Annotated in this window: 18 protein-coding genes; 11 read left to right on the top strand and 7 right to left on the bottom strand. The window is 43.3% G+C overall.

The window, feature by feature from the left end; all coding sequences use genetic code 11:
• The coding region (locus BM122_RS16680; RefSeq protein WP_177198186.1) for a Bax inhibitor-1 family protein at positions 1 to 350 on the bottom strand (350 nt) is incomplete at its 3' end.
• A 1006-nt stretch (positions 351 to 1356) separates the two neighbouring features.
• Here BM122_RS16680 and selD point away from each other — a divergent pair.
• From selD to BM122_RS16660, 4 genes are all read left to right on the top strand, one after another.
• Complete coding sequence (gene selD, locus BM122_RS16675; RefSeq protein ID WP_074906724.1) at positions 1357 to 2406, top strand: selenide, water dikinase SelD; 1050 nt, start codon at positions 1357 to 1359, stop codon at positions 2404 to 2406.
• Entirely contained in the window at positions 2399 to 3622 is a 1224-nt protein-coding gene (gene mnmH, locus BM122_RS16670; protein ID WP_074906723.1) for a tRNA 2-selenouridine(34) synthase MnmH, read from the top strand. The genes selD and mnmH overlap by 8 nt, the downstream gene beginning before the upstream one ends.
• Before the next feature lie 296 nt (positions 3623 to 3918).
• On the top strand, positions 3919 to 4407 hold the full coding sequence (locus tag BM122_RS16665; RefSeq protein ID WP_074906722.1) for a hypothetical protein: 489 nt from the start codon (positions 3919 to 3921) through the stop codon (positions 4405 to 4407).
• Positions 4408 to 4965: 558 nt separating this feature from the next.
• Positions 4966 to 5910, top strand: a complete 945-nt coding sequence (locus tag BM122_RS16660; RefSeq protein WP_218152131.1) for a hypothetical protein — start codon at positions 4966 to 4968, stop codon at positions 5908 to 5910.
• Between the two features lie 256 nt (positions 5911 to 6166).
• Here BM122_RS16660 and cas1 read toward each other — a convergent pair whose 3' ends face one another.
• Together cas1 and BM122_RS16650 are read right to left on the bottom strand one after the other, a co-directional pair.
• Entirely contained in the window at positions 6167 to 7456 is a 1290-nt protein-coding gene (cas1, locus tag BM122_RS16655) for a CRISPR-associated endonuclease Cas1 (protein ID WP_074906721.1), read from the bottom strand.
• Positions 7422 to 8423 carry a hypothetical protein gene (locus tag BM122_RS16650; protein ID WP_074906720.1) on the bottom strand — a complete coding sequence of 334 codons (1002 nt, stop codon included), beginning with the start codon at positions 8421 to 8423 and terminating at the stop codon, positions 7422 to 7424. Before BM122_RS16650 ends, cas1 begins: the two co-directional genes overlap by 35 nt.
• Before the next feature lie 127 nt (positions 8424 to 8550).
• Here BM122_RS16650 and BM122_RS16645 point away from each other — a divergent pair, with 127 nt between their 5' ends.
• The 5 genes from BM122_RS16645 (at position 8551) to BM122_RS16625 (ending at position 13853) form a co-directional block, all read left to right on the top strand.
• Entirely contained in the window at positions 8551 to 8745 is a 195-nt protein-coding gene (locus BM122_RS16645; protein WP_074906719.1) for a ribbon-helix-helix protein, CopG family, read from the top strand.
• A gap of 4 nt (positions 8746 to 8749) precedes the next feature.
• On the top strand, positions 8750 to 9391 hold the full coding sequence (locus BM122_RS16640) for a hypothetical protein (RefSeq protein ID WP_074906718.1): 642 nt from the start codon (positions 8750 to 8752) through the stop codon (positions 9389 to 9391).
• Positions 9381 to 9875 carry a hypothetical protein gene (locus tag BM122_RS16635; protein WP_074906717.1) on the top strand — a complete coding sequence of 165 codons (495 nt, stop codon included), beginning with the start codon at positions 9381 to 9383 and terminating at the stop codon, positions 9873 to 9875. Before BM122_RS16640 ends, BM122_RS16635 begins: the two co-directional genes overlap by 11 nt.
• A gap of 7 nt (positions 9876 to 9882) precedes the next feature.
• Positions 9883 to 12894, top strand: a complete 3012-nt coding sequence (locus BM122_RS16630; RefSeq protein WP_074906716.1) for a DNA polymerase domain-containing protein — start codon at positions 9883 to 9885, stop codon at positions 12892 to 12894.
• Positions 12895 to 13154: 260 nt separating this feature from the next.
• A complete protein-coding gene (locus tag BM122_RS16625) occupies positions 13155 to 13853 on the top strand; it encodes a hypothetical protein (RefSeq protein WP_074906715.1) in 699 nt (232 codons plus the stop codon).
• Between the two features lie 232 nt (positions 13854 to 14085).
• Here the strand turns inward: BM122_RS16625 and BM122_RS16620 are convergent, their stop codons facing one another.
• Positions 14086 to 15786 (bottom strand): trypsin-like peptidase domain-containing protein, encoded by a 1701-nt coding sequence (locus BM122_RS16620; RefSeq protein ID WP_074906714.1) that lies wholly within the window; start codon positions 15784 to 15786, stop codon positions 14086 to 14088.
• 233 nt (positions 15787 to 16019) lie between these two features.
• Here BM122_RS16620 and BM122_RS23515 point away from each other — a divergent pair, with 233 nt between their 5' ends.
• Complete coding sequence (locus BM122_RS23515) at positions 16020 to 16178, top strand: hypothetical protein (protein ID WP_177198185.1); 159 nt, start codon at positions 16020 to 16022, stop codon at positions 16176 to 16178.
• Positions 16179 to 16263: 85 nt separating this feature from the next.
• Here BM122_RS23515 and BM122_RS16615 read toward each other — a convergent pair whose 3' ends face one another.
• Positions 16264 to 17136: an FRG domain-containing protein gene (locus BM122_RS16615; RefSeq protein ID WP_074906713.1), complete on the bottom strand. Its 873-nt coding sequence runs from the start codon at positions 17134 to 17136 to the stop codon at positions 16264 to 16266.
• Positions 17137 to 17371: 235 nt separating this feature from the next.
• On the opposite strand from BM122_RS16615, the gene BM122_RS16610 reads away from it, so the two are divergent.
• Positions 17372 to 18031, top strand: a complete 660-nt coding sequence (locus BM122_RS16610; RefSeq protein WP_074906712.1) for a transglutaminase-like domain-containing protein — start codon at positions 17372 to 17374, stop codon at positions 18029 to 18031.
• 395 nt (positions 18032 to 18426) lie between these two features.
• Here the strand turns inward: BM122_RS16610 and BM122_RS22640 are convergent, their stop codons facing one another.
• Positions 18427 to 18681, bottom strand: a complete 255-nt coding sequence (locus BM122_RS22640; protein WP_143083495.1) for a hypothetical protein — start codon at positions 18679 to 18681, stop codon at positions 18427 to 18429.
• 541 nt (positions 18682 to 19222) lie between these two features.
• The coding region (locus BM122_RS16590; RefSeq protein ID WP_177198184.1) for a transposase at positions 19223 to 19498 on the bottom strand (276 nt) is incomplete at its 5' end.

The following is a 19498-nucleotide window of genomic DNA, read 5'->3' as shown; positions in this document are numbered from 1 at the left end:
CCTGTACCCCCTAGTGACAATGTAATGATATTTCCACCATTAGGCAGTGAAGCGTACATGGTTAACATGGGTCCCAGTCCAAATCCCAACAAACCGGTAATCAGAAAAACAATTCCGATTCCTGCTGTAGAGTGGGCAAAACGCGGTAATACAAACATGGCAATTACCATCCCACTAATGACAGAAATCAAATAGGTCATCGGTGGCATATTTAAGAACATTGAAAGTCCAGCTGTTAGCCCGCTGAACAACAACGTCAACGATAACAACATGTAAGTGTTACGCAATACGTTATTAGTTGCCAAAACAGATGACGATCTTTGGGCAATTGTTGAATAGTTTCGATTCATTTTAATGATCTCCAATCATAAATATTAAGTACTACTGTTTTATTTTTAGCAGGCAATATTGACTCAGATGCTTTACTTATAGTTCATCTTGTGAATGTAACCTCAGTTGCGCTTAGCCGCTATAACTCAGCGGCCTCTCTATTGTAAAAATTTTAAACTACACCTTAAATAGATAGAAGCGAGTTTGGCGATTTCAAGCATTCTCTACTTACAGAATGGAAGTTTTTTTCCTCTGCCTACCCAAAACTTATAAAAAACTATTTGATTAGTACGCGTGTAAATTATTGGTCTGTATATCTCATATTTAAGACACTTGCAAGCTTCAACAATTCATTGACGGCGAAGCCGGAGAAAAAATGAGCGAATTTATGCGGTTTCTTGAGACCTCGAAGTCCGCAAGAATCCGCATGAAACCTAGCAAACATGCGAGGGTAAGCGAAAAAACAACCGGATGAATGAAGGATTGGTTTTTGGTGTTATTCCATTTCCAAATCAAAAATGACGCGAAGGCGAGCCGCAGACAGTATAAATAATACGGCAAGGTGAAGCCGACAAAATCAGTTTTGATTTAGAAATGGAATTAGTGGTGGGGCGGAAATCCGCATCAAATTATCCTATATCAATGCATTCTGGGCAGTACGAACTACTGCGGGAATGAGAAGTAGTGCAAGATTTCAAATCATACGCTGCCTGCGAAGAGATCGATAGCAGTTACGTCAGGCACCATGCTTGCGCCTGACATCATCGCTTCCATTTTGAATGATACTTTGCCAAATAACATTACGTTATTCGATCTAGCAGTGAATCTGCCAATATTGTAAGAAAAACAGAGAGAGCGAATGAAGACTACTTTATTTACATAAATTCTCGATATTTTTTCAAGATGATTAAGGCAATTTTAATTTTTAAATTTTGATCGCTTGTCAGAGTGTTTGACACTCCATCTCTATTCCTGTACTTTTTTAAGAAAAAGATCATTTATTTTTTTCTACATCCCTAAGCATACATGAGTTCAGAGAAAATCGCACTTACACAGACCGTGCAAAAAGGGGGGTGTGCCGCTAAGGTTGCCGCTTCGGAGCTTCGTCGAATTTTGCAACAAGTAAGATTTCCGGTAGCGCATTCCGCCTTGTTGGTGGATGGAGGTCTTTTTGATGATGCGGCGATTTATAAAATCAATGAAGAAATTGCCTTGGTTCAAACTTTGGATTTTTTTACTCCCATAGTAGACACGCCAAAGCTTTTTGGTGAAATTGCCGCGGCCAATGCCCTCAGCGATGTTTATGCAATGGGAGGTAAACCAGCAACAGCCATGGGAATTTTGGCATTCCCTTTGGCAACCATGGCTGAAAACATCATTGTTGATGTTTTGCAAGGAGCCAGTGATAAGATCGCAGAGGCCGGAGCTAACTTCGTAGGTGGCCATTCTATTGATGATGATACTTTGAAATTTGGCCTGTCGGTCACTGGATTCGTGAATCCAAATCGAGTGTGGGCCAATGCGGGAGCTAAAATAGGAGACCATTTGATTCTCACAAAAGCTCTGGGGGTAGGGACCATGACAGCTTCTTTAAAAAGACAACAGTCTCAAGAAGAGGATATTATGGAGGCCTTGCACAGTATGGCAACCGTTAACAACGTCATTGACTACATGACTCCGGATTTGCAAGTAACCGTTCACGCTGCAACGGATATCACAGGTTTTGGCCTTTCTGGTCATTCTATGCAACTTGCTAACGCTAGTCAGGTGACTTTAAGAATTCAAACAGAAAAGCTCCCACGGTTTACTAAAACTTTTTTCTGTTTGGAAAACTCTTTTTTAACGAAAGCCCACAGGACAAATGCGGAATACACTACACCTCTCATCGATGTTTCAAATCTAGATAATCTGCACAGACTTTTAATTCATGATCCGCAGACAAGCGGAGGCTTATTATTGAGCGTTTCCTCTGCAGTAAGTCATGCCATGGTTATGGCCTTGCGCGCCAAATTTAAATCTGCTGAGATTGTTGGAGAGGTTTTGTCTCGTCAAGATAAAGCGGTGGTCTTTGAGTAATCAAAATATCAGTATTGATCAATTAAAAGAATTATTCGTAACAGAAACGCCGTTGATCGATGTGCGCGCACCGGTAGAGTTTATACAAGGTTCTCTTCCTGGATCCGCCAATATTCCCATACTGAATAATGAAGAGCGTGCGCTTGTTGGGACTACTTACAAGAATCAAGGTCAGGAGGCTGCAGTCCGTCTGGGCTATCAGATGATTTCAGGCCCTGTAAAGCAAAACCGTCTGGATCAGTGGCTGAGCTTTGTACGAGCGAATCCCCGGACCGTGCTTTATTGTTTTCGAGGAGGTAAAAGGTCGCAGATTACACAGCAATGGGTAAAAGAGGCAGGTGTTGAAAGACCTCTGATTGTTGGCGGCTATAAAATGGCGCGTCAATTTTTAATGGATGTTATTGATCAATTTAGTGAAGACAAAAAATTATTGGTTATTACAGGACCTACGGGAAGCGGAAAAACCAAGTTGATTCATGAAATGAGGAATATCTATCCTGCTCTTGATTTAGAAGCCATCGCCCGGCATCGTGGGTCTGCTTTTGGAGGGCTTCCTATCTCTCAGCCGAGACAAATTGATTTTGAAAATCGGTTGGCAGTGAGTTTGCTTAAATTAGAAAACCGTATTCAATCTAATGGACCGTTAGTGGTTGAGGATGAAAGTCAACATATAGGAAAGGTTTGCTTGCCAACAAAATTCTTTGCACACATGAGGTCTTCAGAAGTCATCTGGCTTGATGAACCTATTGAAGCGAGAGTGAAAAATATTTTTGAGGATTACGTCCTCAACACCGCGATCGGTCATGCGCAACAAAGACGACAAGACCAAAAATGGCAGCCGCAACACTTAAGGACAATAAAGTCTCAAAGGCACATAGCTCAACAAAAGTTTGTTGAGAATGAGGGAGTACAGGAAGTTTTATATAATCAAGCTATTCAAACCTTTGAGAAATATAAAAATTCATTGCAGATAATTAGCAAAAAATTAGGAGGGAAGAGGTTTCAGGAGATATTGGGAGATTTGGAAAATGCACGGTTGGATTTTTTGAACATGAACGAGATTCAATCGAACATAGTATGGATCAAAAAACTTGTAAAATATTATTATGATCCGCTCTATTTAAGTTCTCTTGATCGCCGCCAAGTGATTCCCTGCTTTAAAGGTTCAAAGATGGATGTCATTGGCTATCTTCAAAATCAAAAACAGGCGTGTTAAATTTTGATAGGATGGTGAAACTTATCTGCTTCGCTCTAAGAGTTTGCTCTTATTGACCTGCTAAACATTATTATTTGATCAGATTCGCTTTTCCTATCATTTAATGTTTATCACATGTTTTTCTCCTTGTGTTATGGGGGAGTTCAATAAATGATTACAATATTTACCTTTAATATAGACCCAATATCCAGCAGCTTGTCACGTAGTTGCACGACCTGTTCGAAGTTGACCGGCATCAACGCGGCCTTGAGCACTGGCTCTTCGCGAGTGGAATTCATTGAACTAAGAGAAATTATATGAAACGACGCACTTTCTTGCAGGCTGCGCTCGTCACCCCATTTATTGCCGGACTGCCAACCGTACGCGACACAACCGCCGCCGCACAGGGTGATAGTTGGCGCACTTACGAGCTGGTTACAAAGTTGGAAATTGCTAACCCTTTTGGTATTTCACGTGCCTGGGTTCCGCTGCCGTATACAGCGAAGACTAACTGGCACACATCGCTCGGCAACACATGGGCTGGCAACGGGCAGATGAAGGTCATTACCGAGTCGAAATACGGCGCGGAGATGCTCTACGTGGAATGGAAGGAGGATGAGAAAGTCCCCGTGCTCGAGGTGATCAGTCGTTTCGCAACGCGCGACCGTGCCGTGGATTTCTCCAGGCCCAACTCGAATGCACCCAGCTTGTCGCGAGCCGAAATGAGTCTCTACACTGAACCGACGGAACTCATTCCTACCGACGGCATCGTGCGTGAGACTGCGCAAGACATCGGGGTATGTTAACTTCTCCAAAAACGCCGTACACTTTCGATTCAAAGTCGTAGCTTGGCCAAAACTTGTGCTATTCCCGTTAACTTGCTGACTTCAATGGTCTGTCCCCCAATCGGTTATGCAGCCCAACATAAATATTAATTTCTTACCGAACAACAGCTTTAGGCAGCATGGCTTTTATCACAACTGCCAGCACCAATGGCGGATATACTCTTCCACATTTCTACTTATCTACTACAAATTCATCAAATCACTAGTGTTGCGCAGTAGATCAGTAAATGCATTCTGTTCGGAATCTGAAATAGCAATATCAGAGAATGACGCCTAGAACAAATGGTAAGTAAATTGGGATTACGACTCTTCCCTGTTGTGTTAAAAAAAATTGTGGGTAAAAACCTTTCGGTATTCCTGCTAAGTAATCCATAGGCTGGTTGTCTATTACAAAAGAGTTTAAATAAAAATACTTGCAGAGAAGTCCATTACATAGGCATAATTCCCGCGATAAATACTAATTGTTATATGTAGCTTGCACCATATATCAACTGATGAGCGTAATAAAAAAGAATATCAATGGTAATTGCGAATTACATAGAAGAGGTTCGGGAGCGTATACATCGCGGCGAGTTCACTTCTGAGGCTGCTGTTTCTCAAGGAATCCTACTTCCAACCCTGCAAGTGCTAGGTTGGCCTGTATTTAATACAAGAATAGTTAACCCTGAGTTCTCAATTGGAGGACGTCGTGTTGATTATGCGCTATGTCATCCTGCATCCCGCCCAGCCGTTTTTGTCGAGGTAAAAAAGGTTGGGCAATCAGATGGAGCAGATCGTCAATTATTCGAATATGCCTTTCATGAGGGTGTTCCTATGGCCATTCTTACAGATGGACAAGAATGGAGTTTTTATCTTCCAGGGGAACAGGGTCGATATGAAGAGCGAAGAGTTTATAAACTTGACCTACTTGAGCGTAATATTGATGAAGCAGTAAACAGGCTTGAAAGATACCTTCAATACGATAAAGTTTGTTCCGGCGAGGCTTTGAAGTCAGCACGCTCAGATTATCAAAATGTAGCAAGAATCAGGGAGATTGAAGCTGTCCTTCCAAAAGCTTGGGATGTCTTGCTTAAAGAACCAGATTCATTGTTGTTAGAACTTCTTGCAGAAAAGACAGAAGACCTATGCGGCTATAAACCTGATTTGGATATGTGTAGCCGATTTTTAACGAACAGCATAAAATATAGTGCTGCTGTGCCGTCCATGCCTGCTTTTCAACCATCTGCGCAGCAACCAAAAATTATTGCTCATGAGCAGTATCGTCAGGTTCCACGAAATAGAACGGTGGATAATTTTTCATTCGTATTTGAAGGAAAAACATACAAAGCGAACTCAACGAGAGAGGTGGTGGGAAAAATCATCCAGTTATTAGCGGATGCTGATACAGGCTTCCTTGATCGTTTTGTTGCCAGAAAGCATGGGAAGAAGCGTAGATATATTGCCCAAGAAAAAATGGATTTATAACCTGGCCGTCCTGACTTGGCAGAAGAACATTCTATCGAAATTGTGCCTGGTTGGTGGATGGGAACAAACTACAGTCGAAACAACTTTCAACAAATATTGGATTTAGCCCTTGAGGTTGTATCACCAAAAGTCCGATCTGCAATACGACTAAATATTGAATAAACTCCAACAAGATTTTTTTTTAAATGCTCAGCTAGAGCACAGTTTTTTTGATTATTAGGCTTGGTGGTAGTTTCGCTTCTCGCTGTTTTCCCCGTTAAATAGCAGACTTCAATGATCTATCATTCAATTGCTTAAGCAACCCAACATAAACATTAATTTCTTCCCGGATGACCGCTTCCGGCAGCAGGGCTTTCATCACAACTGCCCGCCCTAACTGCGGATGCACTCTTATCACCCCTTTCCGATCAACCACGAAATCAGCCCGCCGCCAGCGCTGTGCAGTTACCCAGCTAAAAATAGCCTGATCTACGACCGGTCTCAGCGGCTCCATCAAATCAAATACCAGTGACGCCCGTCCATCCTGCTCAGTGTGAAGACTACCCACAGCCACGTCAAGACCGGCGATCTGCAAAGCACGTTCCACTTGCCCAGCCAATATTGCATAAGCATAATTCAAGATTGAATTGACTGGATGCGTAGCTTTATAGCCCTTCCCGGAAATACTGGATGCCCGCTGGGTAAAACTTTTCCATTCAATGTGAACGTCTTTCTCTTTCCACTTAAGCAGCCCGTTCCATGCAGACCAATAGGCTAAGGCTGCACGAGCTTCGAATAGACGCAGCGCTTCTATCGTTTCAGCCTGGGTGATCAATTCAGCAAAGGTGGCAAATGAAACGGCTAATTCCGGTTTGACTTTAATGCACGCTTCCAATTTGCGATGCAAAATTGCTTTCGCCAATACCAGTGACTCCACCGTATATTGCAATCGCCGCAACGATATGACATGAGGAATGATAGGATGGGTCAAAGCAGTCAAATTGGCATCCCGATCCAATACATACAGGGCAATACGCTGATCACTACACCATTGAATGGCAGCCGTGGACAAGCTGCCTGTAGTATTCAAGACAATAATCGCCCGAACGATATGAACTCCACGGGATAAGCGTCTTTCCCGATTGGGCACTGTAGAACAGGCATAACCAGATTTTAGAACTAATTGCCCTTTCTCTACTTTGAGAGCACACCCATTACCCGCCAGCGTGATAATATCTCTTTCCTTGATTTGATCTGACCAACGCTGGCCAGACTCAGCATATTCCTTACCATTGAGCGCAAATTGGGTAAAAGCGGGAGAGCCATCGGTTGGGATAATGTCAACCGGGCGATGATCGTTAAATGCTGGAAGAGATTGTAAAGCTCGGTTAACCGGAGTCACCTTACTAATGAATAACACTTTCTCAGCTTGACTGTCCAGTTGCGGGGCAACCTGTTTTCTTTCAAGTGTTCTGCCACTGTTGGAGCAAGGCTTGGAGCAATATTTTGCCCGCTTATCTTTAGTGGTAAATTCACTGTGGCATTGAGGGCATATTAAATAATGCATCCAGTTCCTCCGTTGCGCTGTTCAGTATCTTTTTAAAATTTTCCGGAATAGCAAATTCAGGCCAATCCAGAAGATCGCTTATGGTTTGTTTAAGATGTGGCAGAAGCGCTTTCCCGTGCTGAAGGTAGACAAGATAAAAAAGAATCATGAGCAGATGTGTGTAGGATCGCAACTTATCTTCCATAAAAGGATAGGGTTTCTTGCGCCGCAGCTTGCCGGACGGGTTGGGTGCCAGCGTATCGATTAGACTGGCAATGAGGGCATTGTCAGCCACGCCCAATATAGGAAGCCCTTTACTGCCTCCACCCACTAACAGAAAGAAACTCGCACTTAAATTGGCTAAGAAAACCACAATCGGATTTTCATAGATTTGTTGCAATTGATCAGGCGGGCCGTTTTTGATTAGTTTTCGCAATGCATCCGGTTGAAAGAAACTCGCAAGCTCAGCGATGGATTTGAAGTGTTGCGCTTCTTTATTTAACCCTCTGTAACCCAAATTACACGCGGTGAAGATCGCTTTTACCAGTTCGCCATGGGTGGACATCCGTTGGTTAGTAGCGCGTTCAACCTTATCAGCTCGCTCAATCGGTTCCCAATCTTTGGCCCTCTCCTGCTTATTTAAGTCAGCAGCCATTTGCTTCGCGAGCAGCAGTAGACGTTTGCGTAACACATCTCCCCGGACCCCCAATCCAGAGGCAATCAAAGCGTGTTCTGCCGCCTCGTAGTTGAGCCGTTCTTTTTTGATGCATCCAAAAATAACTTGTAACCGCTCGACGCAGCTTTTTTCCCAAAGGCTTTCATCACGCTTCCCTGGACCCTGTCCACATCCCTGCTGCTCGGGTAACAAACCCTCTCGCTGCCAGCGTAGAAGTCTGCTACAGCTTAGGTGCATGCCCGGCCTTCCGATACCTTTGAGCCGCTTTTCGGTTTGCTTGATCAATTCGGATGTGGTTAGGAGTGCTTCCATAAAATATTTCTCAGATTTTCATTATTTAAGTATTTCTGCATTTGATCATGACTTCTAAATACTAAAGAATACGTTTGTATCTTAACAAATTAACTAGTTATTTAGATTTTTATTGATGGAGATTTTTATGTCGAATATGACTTTTTCAAACCAACGTTCCAGTACATTGCCGGTCGTGCTACCCATTAGCTGGATAGACCGTTTAACCCAACTCGCTCGTGAACGCGGCATCAACCGCAGCGCCTTGGTGCGTGAGGTATTGCAACAAACGTTATTTAATGATGACAAGACAACACTGACCGATGATACCAAGGACGCATAAAGCTATGGCCGCTAGGAAACGTAACTATAAAGCCGAGTATCAACGGCGGAGACAATTGGCAGAGCAGCGAGGATTTTCAATTGCGCAAGCCCGAGGCCATGCTCGCAAGAGTGAAGCCAAAATTTCCGAGCTGAAACGCTCGGGTGTGATTGACAAAACCCGTACAAGCACGCTTGAACGCTTCTATCAAGCAATCAGTGCAATTGCCTCAGGCAAATCCTTAGCGCAAGCAGCCAAGGCAACGCATATTTCCACTACCACTATCAAAAAGCTTGATATTGAGCGGCGTGTCCTACAACGCACACCTGACGGCAGGCACTGGGAAATAGTAAGTAGCGCCCGGTTTCCGATCCTGAGCTGGGACGGGAAATTATATAAGGACATCCCGCTTGACCGTAAGAATGCCAGCTTAGTAGGCCTTTATTGGAATGCCACGCAAAAAGCCTATATGGGAGAGACCTCAGCCCTTAATGATTTTTCCAATGCAATGGTGTTCGATCTGCATGGCAACGCTTACCGTCTGCTGACATCGGTGGATGATCTGGTCTCCATTATGGACCAAATGAGTGATTCCGACCGGGAAGGATACGAGCGCTCATTTGCTTCCGATCAACGTGCTTTCCGAGTACTCAATCATGCTAGCTGACTATACCAGCTGCCAGCAGTGCGGTGAATATCGCAAGGCAGCATTGAGAAAATCTGCCATAGGCCTTTGCCTCAATTGCGCCGATCAAAAGCACCGGAAAGGGTCTTGCTGGGTCTGCCGCAAAAATCATTTGCCGTTGGAACGCCATCATTTTGCAGGCAGAAAGCATGCCGCCTTAACTGTGCCGATCTGTCTCAACTGCCACGCCCTGTTATCTCGTCGCCAATATGAATGGCCTGATCTGTGGCGGGGCGAGCCCTGCGTAGCCTTTTTATTTTTTGGTTTATTAGATTACTCCGTGCTTTCCATCGATCCAGCCATGCCTTATGAGCTGCTCAGCGAGCAATGCGAGGAAATGAAAGAGGTAGTGGTTGACAAAGCCGCAGCAGCACTGATCTTTTTAAGCAAAATTATATGGCCTGTCATTCTCCTGGCGCTGTTCATAAATTTGATGAGGCCATCAGTCGGTAAACCGAAAGAATAAATTCATCATGTCAAATATTTACAATAGCTCTAAACCTGTTTCACAATATTTGCGCTGTTTTATTGAAAAAACTGATACAAAAAGTAACTCATTGGACGATAGCCCGGAGACTAAAAAGAACCATCGAGCTAAAAAACTGACAGCAGAAGCCCAGGCCATAATGGCAATCGGTCACCCCTATGAAGGTTACTGCCTGGTATTCGACACAGAAACCACTACCGATCATCGGCAAGCTTTACGTTTTGGTATGTATGCCATTTATGGTATTGATCCCGAAAAACGTGTCTGGCTTTATCGACAAGGGACATTGACTCGTGAAGCTTTAGACCGTCAGCAAGAAATGGGTATTTTTTATAATCCGGCCGAAATCAGTGAAGACGAGCTTTCCATTATGAAGCGCTATGCTGATTTGCATAAACTCAAAGTCTACGACGAATTCGATTTTATTCGCAAAGTCTTTTATCCATGGGTTTATCAGAAACAAGCCTTGTGTATCGGACATAATCTGCCGTTCGATCTGTCACGTCTGGCAACGTGCTGGGGTGAAGCAAAGAGTAAATTCTACGGTGGCTTCTGGCTGACACTGTGCGATTGCCGTCATGATGACTCCTGCTTCGACCATCCACCCGTGCGGGTAAAATCTCTGGGTAACAAAAAAGCCTTATTTGACTTTCGCTCGCAACGCAAGCCTAGCGGAAAGATCAATCGCTATCGCGGCCGATTTCTGGATACAACCACTTTTGGACGCGCATTGCTCGGCCCAGGTGATCCTTCACTGGCAGGTATGGGTAAGCGTTTTAAGGCAAATGTACAAAAAAAGGAAGGTGACGTGGCACACGGCGCACCTCTATCTGAAACTTATCTACGTTATGCCACACAGTATGTCGCCGCTACCTGGGCGTTATACCAGGCAGAACGCGAAGTTTATCGGCAGCATGGCCTCACCAAAGCACCCTGGCAGATTTTTTCGGAAGCGTCTATCGGCAAGGCTTACTTGAGTGACTTAGGTATTCCACCTTTTTTGAAGCAGCATGCAGCTTTTCCGAGAACTGCCATTGGACAGGCCATGACTAGCTACTATGGCGGGCGAACTGAAGTTCGCATTCGTTTTCAACCCACCGAAGTCATTTATACCGATTTTACCAGTGAATATCCCACCGTTAATGCGTTAATGAATATTCAAGAACTGTTGCTGGCTCAAAAGATCGAGGTACAGCCTTGTCTGGAAGAAGCACAGCATTTATTAACTACCATCAGTCTTGATGAGTTATTGAAGAAACAGACGTGGCCACTCCTGCACTCTTTTGTCAAAGTAATACCGGATGGCGATTTGTTGCCGGTTCGAACCAATTATGGTGATCAGTGTGCAGCGACGAATATTGGATTAAATTATGTAGATTCCGGGCCCGCCGTCTGGTATAGCCTGGCCGATGCACTGGCTTCAAAACTGCTGACAGGTAAAACACCCCATATCGTCGATGCGTTTAAGCTCGTGCCTCAAGGGCGCATTAAAACCAAAGTATGGAACTTATTTGGTGATAAGCACTTTACTATTGATCTGGAGAAAGATGATTTATTTGCTCGTGTCATCGAGATGCGAGCGGACATTAAACGACAAATGAAACACCAGGAGCAGCATAGTGATGAATTCCTTTATCTGGATGGCCTGCAACAAGCACTTAAACTCATCGCCAATTCGACCAGCTACGGCGTGTTGGTCGAGATCAATCTTGATGATAGTCTGGATAGAGCAGTTCCAGTCAAGGTTTATACCGATCAATGCCAGCATTCGAAAACGAAAGCGCTGGAAGAACCCGGTCCTTATTTCATGGGGCCATGTGGTGCTTTGATTCCGGCTGCCGGGCGCCTATTGCTGGCGATGGCTGAAAAATTAGCCACCAATCGTGGGATTGATTATGCCTTATGTGATACTGATTCGATGGCCTTCGCCCGGCCTGAAGGCATGGACAGGGAGACCTTTTATGCAAAGTTAAAGGAAATTTGTGACTCTTTCAAACCACTATCACCGTATCGTAACCAGCCCGAGCTGTTGAAGATGGAGGATGTCAATTACTTTAATGGGAAGCCTGAACCGTTATATTGCATTGGGATTTCTGCTAAGCGTTATGCCTTATATAACCGTACGGAGACAGGCTATCGAATAAGAAAATTTTCTTCGCACGGTACTGGAGGCTGGATGAAGCCCGCTTCCTATGAATCGACTACACCCGAGCCTTGCGAAAATGTTTACAAGCTTGGCGGCCATCGCTGGATGTATGATTTATGGTATAGCGCCATCGAGCAGATTGAACAGGGAAAAACCCGGGTAACGCTAGCGCATCTGCCGTTTCTGTCTGTTCCAGCGCTTACCCGCGTGACCATTGCTACAGCAAACCTGCTGAAGCGGTTCAAACACATTGCTGATATTCGCCCGTTTTCGTTCATGACAATGCTGCCATCATTGAATTTGGTAGAGCTTCTTAGCAGAATTGGGAATAGTTTTAAAACGTCTAGCGAGCAGACGCAACTTGAAACTAATCACAACGGTAATTTATCTGAGTTGAAAGGAGTAGCATTTTATGCGCCCTTTGCAGCTAATTTTGAGGATGTTCGTAGTCAAATTCGACGTATGGACAACAATGAATTAGATAATATTGAACACAAGACTTTGGCTGAATGCGTACTGCATTACTTTTCTCATCCAGAAGCAAAAGCGGCCAATCCTAAAGGTATTGGGCGGCTAGAAAGGCAGCATTTAGGAATTATTGAGCATATTTATATTGGCAAGGAAACACATCGCATTAAGGATGATATAAGCGAAGCAAGTGAAGGCATTTTCGATTATGAGGATGCGGCAGAATATGGGCGTACGGGGTTGGCTGAATTGCTCAAGCAGCGGCCTATGAAAGAGTGGTTACGGTTGACGGGAATTCCTAGGCAAACGCTCTATGATATTCGGAATGGCGCAAAACCGAGTCCAGAAATTAAGAGAAAAATCTTAAATGCTTTGTTGAATTAGTAAATTTGATTATATTTTTTAGCCTAGGATACCCAAGTTTAAGTGAGTATATCTTTCTATATTATAATAATATGCATTTGGCATTAGCAACTCGAATAAACACCATGATTTTATTGCTTCTTGATCTTACGTATGGTTGATATTGAAACTTTATAACTTTTTATTATATTGGCATAAAAGAATCTGCACAAATGAACATTTAAATTACCAAGAACCAACATGTTTTGCCGCGAGCATCAATAAAGCGTTTTTATGATGATATGAAGAAGATTGTTCATGTACACCTAATATCCTATAACAAACGATTCCCTATCAATGCGGATAATGAGAAATTTATAGCAAACCGGAAATGGGACGAAAGTATTGAAAGGGAAAGTTGTAGAATTGAAGAATCTTTCCAAAAATTGCTAGATGATGATTCATTTGGCATTGATACTTTGAATGAATCTCAAAATAGAATAATAAACGACTTTTATGCTCTTATATCAGAAAGAAGCAAGGCCAAATTTCACACTTTTGAATCTCCATCACCATTTATTGTATCTTCCAAGGACGATATTTTGGAGGAGCGAGGTATTAGCAAATTAGAAGTAGATGGGATTGAGGATGAAGTTTTAGAGGAGTCAAGTATTAACAAATTAGAAGCAGATGGGATATACATGGGTGGATCAGAACAGATTGATCGTGTTGTTAGAGGGCAAGCTCAAAGATTAACATTACTAGTAAGCCGAAGGAATAATCCTAGATGGGGGATATTAAAATCAAGTGAACTTGATTTTGTTGTTTCGGACTGTTATCACATGAACTACTTTATTCCAGTTGATCCTAAAACTTATCTTGTAATGGATCATCCAAACGAACTTTTTAATAATAATGAAGTTACCAATTTCAATAAAGAACTCATTAAAAGTTCAAAAGAATTCTTTTTTGCCAAAAATTTGGAAAATTGTGGAATTTAAAGCTCTGAATTTTGATAACCACAAATAGGCTAAGGTGCTCCTAGTAAGTCGTTACAGTAGAATCCGTGACGCTACGTCGCTCAATATGAATGGTAAAACCGCTTAACAGCACGCCACTTAAAGTTTGTAGAAATATAGTCATCATCAGAGATTATTGAGCGATTCCAAACAAGCTTGAATATATAGAACGATATAATTGTACAAAAAAGATGAAACCAAATATCAACAACGTCTAGTGGTTTTTGTCTTTTTGTTGATATTTGAATTCAGATGAGTCGATTACGCGGTCTATTTCCGAGGTAACTACAACTCCATTATCACCATCTGCCTGGGTTGCTCCTTCAACTGCAATTCCTACAATTTCCCAATTACTATTAAAAACCGGTCCACCACTATTACCTTTTCTAATGGTATCTCTTATCTCTATATATTGCACGCAACTCTTTGTATATTCTTCAGTTAAGAGCTTAGTTTTTGTATAGGAAATTTTTTTATTCACTTGATAATTCGGAAATCCTAGCATTTGAAGAGAGTCTCCGCTTAGTGGCGGAGTTGTTGCAGGTGAAAAATAAGGATACACAGTAATATCAAATTTTGGAGCTAGTATGGCCACATCGCGACGTGGGCATCCTGCCAAAATGGTTACTTCCAATTTTTTCTTTTTGTAATCGTATAATTCAATTGATGTTTCATGAAAAGTAATATCTTCACCTAAAGATTCTACTTTCTGGGATATTACATGCCAGCAAGTAATAATATATTTCTTTCGATAAATAAATGCAGTACCCATGGACACAAGAGGTGATTCTTTTAATCTTGGAATGTCTTCACAGCATTCGATTGCAAGTACGGCCCGCTTTGCATCAATATCGTTAGCTATTTCTCTTGATAATGGTAGTTTGGAATTTTGTTTTAAATTATCACGATCTATGAGCTTGTTATATCGCATCGCGAGCCGAGCATAGACTAGCGATGTTTCTCCTATTACCATTTTTAAAAATAGAAGCTTTCCCCTGAGAACATTATAGAAAGGAGGAATCTCTGTAGTTCTTAATTGTCGAGAATATTTTGTTTTTAATTGATCCTGGGCTTTTTTCAATCCATAACGTTCCCAAGCGTGCAGCATCCCCCTTATCTCATGAACGAACGTTCTGGGAACATTTGGTTGTTCATTGACAGTTAACCCAGTTACTTGCATTCGGTTTGATCTGCCTTCTAATCGTACTTTTCTTGAATTGACTTTCAATTCATGTTTATCAATTATTGCTAGAAGTTCTGTGCCTATATTTGCTGGAGCCACACTTAAATCAACAATTTGCTTAGGAAGATCACTGATCCGTCTTACAGTGAAGGAAAAGGTAATGTCATCACAATAACGTGTATAAGTAGCTCTATATTTTCTGGCTAGTTTTTGTAAATCGCTATCAAGACTTCGACAAATTAGATTCGAGATAATAGGAGATGTTGGAGCACCTTGAGGAAGTATTCCATCCTTAGAGCATATGTGGGCAAGGACCGTAGAAATATCATAAGAAAATTCAAATGGTTTTTTTAAAAAAATTCCTCGAATTCTTCCAAAATGGATAGATGTGAAAAAATTTTCTAGATCAATATTAAAAATAAATGATTTTCCAATATGTTGCTGAGCATTAGTTACAATACTCTTATCTTTTACAAAGCTGTGAACTGGGCTCTTCACACTTTGGTAATATTCTTTGATTAATTCTAATGTTTCTCGTTGGATTTTCTTTATTTTTCTTCTGGGTGCGTTGATTGTCCGTACACCACCAGATTTTTTTATAAGATCAAAGCACTTATATCTAGGTGTTGGATATATGAGTTTTGCTAATAAATTATAAGGAATACCAGCTAATTTATATGCTAACTCATCAAGAGTGGAAATTTTAGAAAAAATATTTTTATGAATAGCCATGCTGAAAATATATATGCCCTTCTCCACTATTTCACTTTACCTCGCTCGCTAATAGCAGAAACTTATTAAACTCCAGCGATAATAGCCTTGGGTTACCTTTAATTCAGTCCGATCGTGTTAACACGAAGGAAATTAATTGGATGGAAAAGGGCAGACGAAGTCTACACTAGATTCTTATAGTGAGAAATAAGCCATAACATAATTATGAATATATATATGGAAGAACTGATTTCGTGGTTGCTCGGCAGGGGGTGATAAGAGTGCATGCGCAGTTGGGTCGGTCAGTTGTGGCAAAAGCTATGCTGCCAGAAGCAGTTGCCCGGGAAGAAATTAATGTGTATGTTGGGTTACTTAAACGATTGGTGGATAGATCATTTAAATCAGCCATATAGAGAACAGTTGTCATTTGAGATGGATACTGGAAGTAGTCATGCTACGGATTAGCAAGGGACAATCTACTTCTCAGTGTGCTCAAGGTTAATTGGCTTTCTTGTCTGGGTAAATATAGTCATGATTAACCCCTTTTTCTTCTAAGTATTTACTTGCTTTAGCTTCGCTTCCAGCAGGTAAAACTAACTTAATACAAATTTTATTTCCAGGTTGATCATTTTCACGAATTTTCCAGATATAGTTCAAGTCGAAAAGTAAATTCATCTGAGCGAAATAAACTGCCTGTTGGTTCTTAGCTCGGTGATTAAGAATCTGTTTTGGTGGGTTGAACAACAATGGCCCACCTCGTGATTGGCCAGCGTCTAGCTGCTCCCTCATCTTTTTGAGAACTTCCAAGAGAGGAAGTTTTTGTAATGTCGGCCCGGCCGCAGTCGCATCGCAAATGAAGATTGCCCCGTCCCCATTTTTTTCTTCATTAGCAAAGTACAGCGCCACATCTAGTGATAGCGTCCAGTCAAGAAAATTCGTACCTTTCAAGAAATGAGGATGATCTGGTTCATCTGGGTACTGTTGTATTCTCTTCATAAGCTCAAAATAAGCATCAATTCCGTGTTCATTTTCAGCAGCTATAAGTCCGGTTGATGGTTGCACTAATTTTTCATACTTTTTAAGAAGCAAGTCATGAGCCACCCAATGAAGCCCATGAAATCGAACCATTTGTTTGAGCGACTTTTGCTCAGGCGAGTTCTGTAACAGAATAGACTTAAATGAACGGGCAAATGTAGATTCGAGTAACCATTTTCTCTCTCGATGACCTCGAAATAATACGAGGGAATCTTGTTCTTGGCATGTATTGGTAACGTGGTGTAACTCGTGCAAGAACCCTTCAAATGACGTAGGAACCCACTCTGTACCATCGGCTATTACACGGGTATCTGGACGAGAAGGGTTAACTATCATGGGACAGGCATGTATGTGTATAAGCGACGTGTAATGTTCAAATCCACAAGTTCCGAAGGCGGGTCGGGCATAAGGAGTGATTATGTCTCACATTTTTCATTGAAGCTAGCTATCAGCAATTAATTGTTGTGTGAGAAGCAAGCTGGCCACTAATCATGCAGATTATAGAAAGCAGCGGTAACTTGGCGACGATAGGGAAAGTTTTTGCCCCCTAAGTAATGGGTTTGAGTCAAAAGTGTACGGTATTTTTGGAGAAGTTAACATACCCCCTGCGCAAGACATCACCCGGCATGCCAGGACTGATATCGAAAAGGCGCATGCGATCTACGAGTGGGTCGTGGACAACACTTTTCGCGATCCCAAGGTCAAGGGTTGCGGCTGGGGTGACATCAGCACGATGCTGGAAACACGCTATTTCGGCGGCAAATGCGGCGATCTCAACGCACTATTCGTCGGCCTGGCACGGTCGGTCGGCGTCGCGGCGCGTGATATCTATGGGGTGCGCGTTGCGCCTTCGCAATGGGGTTACAAGAGCCTCGGGCTCGGCAGCACCAACGCGAGCAAGGGACAGCACTGCCGCGCGGAATTCTTCGCTCAGGGCATAGGCTGGGTACCGGTCGATCCCGCGGACGTGCGTAAAGTGGTACTGGAAGAGCCGCCCGGCAACCTGCAGATCAACGATCCAAAGGTTGTGGAGACGCGCAGGAAGCTGTTCGGTGCTTGGGAAATGAATTGGCTCGCCTACAACACTGCCCATGACGTTGTCCTGCCGAATTCCCGAACCAAGATCGCGTACCTCATGTATCCGAATGGGGAGACCGGCGGGAAAGCGCTGGATCAGCTAAACCCCGACACCTTCAAATACACGATCACAGCCCGGCAAAGCAAGACTTGAGCGTGAGTTAAAACAGCTTTGCTTCAGACCATGCCTGTTGCCGGCGTATTAGCAACGGGCATTTTTTGCGTAAGCATAGCGGATGGTCGTGACGTGTGTGCACAGTCGCACTCTGTGCATGACCCATTTGACCATGCTTGCGCCGGATATTGTGGCAGCCATTTTGGATGATGTCCTACTGAACCACATCACACTGTTCGGTCTGTGGTTGATCCGCCGGTGTTGTGGGAGGAGCAGCGGGAGCGTATCAAGAAAGTGTTATCTAAATGAACTAGAAAAATATCTTGAATAAATGATCAGTAAATGGGATGCTCGATATTGAGCAGTTGAATACTGCTGGCAGTGCGGCGAATCCCTGAAAAAGCTCATCAACGCCATACTGGATTTCAGCGCTATTACCCAAATTCTTGACCATCTCGGCGAAGCGCCACTACTGGAACATGCGGCTGAAAACCTCTGCCTGGGCTCGGACGCAGTCGTTCTACACCGGCACCTCCTATGTTATGAAGTTCGCGACCGGCCGCCTCGACCCGAACTTCATGCGCTTCGAGTGGCCGGTCAGCATCAATGCCACGCGCTGGGACGAGGAAGTGTTCGCACGCTATGTTGACATCGTAGTGACAGGTGGAAACAACGTGAAGCCCGGGCAACCTATCTAGATCGAAGTGAAGTCGTGGTCCGCGTTTGTGCTCCGGATGAAAACCGCTAGCGGTACCTCACAACGCGGCGGCGTCGCTACCAACTCCTGCGCGACACCGCGCTCTTCGACCCCGACAACATCCGCTGGGTGTTCGATGAGAAGAAGATGACCAAGGATCAAGTGATCTAAGCGTTCGAGCAGATTATCCGCACCGATGACTACCTGCGCCTGCACTAGGGCGGCAAAGATGCCGACCCCGCGAAAATCCGCGAACTCTTGGATAAAGTTATCGAGTCTGACCCGAGACTAGTAATACGACGCTTCTTTGGCCAAAGGACTGTCATACCTGCTCATCTACCTCCGACAGCACCTTGCAGAGAAAAACTCTAAAAACACAGTTATGCAGAAATCTCCTGGTTTGATTATTGCCAGTCGCAAACCTTCAAAGCTTAGGAATAAGGAATGAATTGAGAATAACCCGATGGGTAGCGCGAACAACCCACGGGTTCCAAAGGATTATGATAAGTATAGCCTAACCAGTTAAGAATGATTCAGAATGTATAGGATTTGAAAAGCATCTCAACGGTCTGGTTTTGTTGTTTACGCAGTGCTTTGGCCTGTGCCCATTTATGTTCGATGGGATTAAGATCAGGAGAATAAGCAGGCAAGTATTCAAGGGTGTGCCCAGCGTTTTGTATGGCCTCTTGCGTATCCTGCCTCTTATGGAAGGTAGCATTGTCCATCACAACGACCGCATGTGAGGGCAATTTAGGCAACAGGTCCTGCACCGCCCATCCATGAAATACATCGGCGCTGATATTGACTGC

The organism is Nitrosomonas communis, from assembly GCF_900114745.1.
Taxonomy (GTDB): Bacteria; Pseudomonadota; Gammaproteobacteria; order Burkholderiales; family Nitrosomonadaceae; genus Nitrosomonas; species Nitrosomonas communis_A.
Note: the sequence above shows the minus strand (reverse complement) of the source record. Positions and strands in the feature narration are given on the sequence as shown.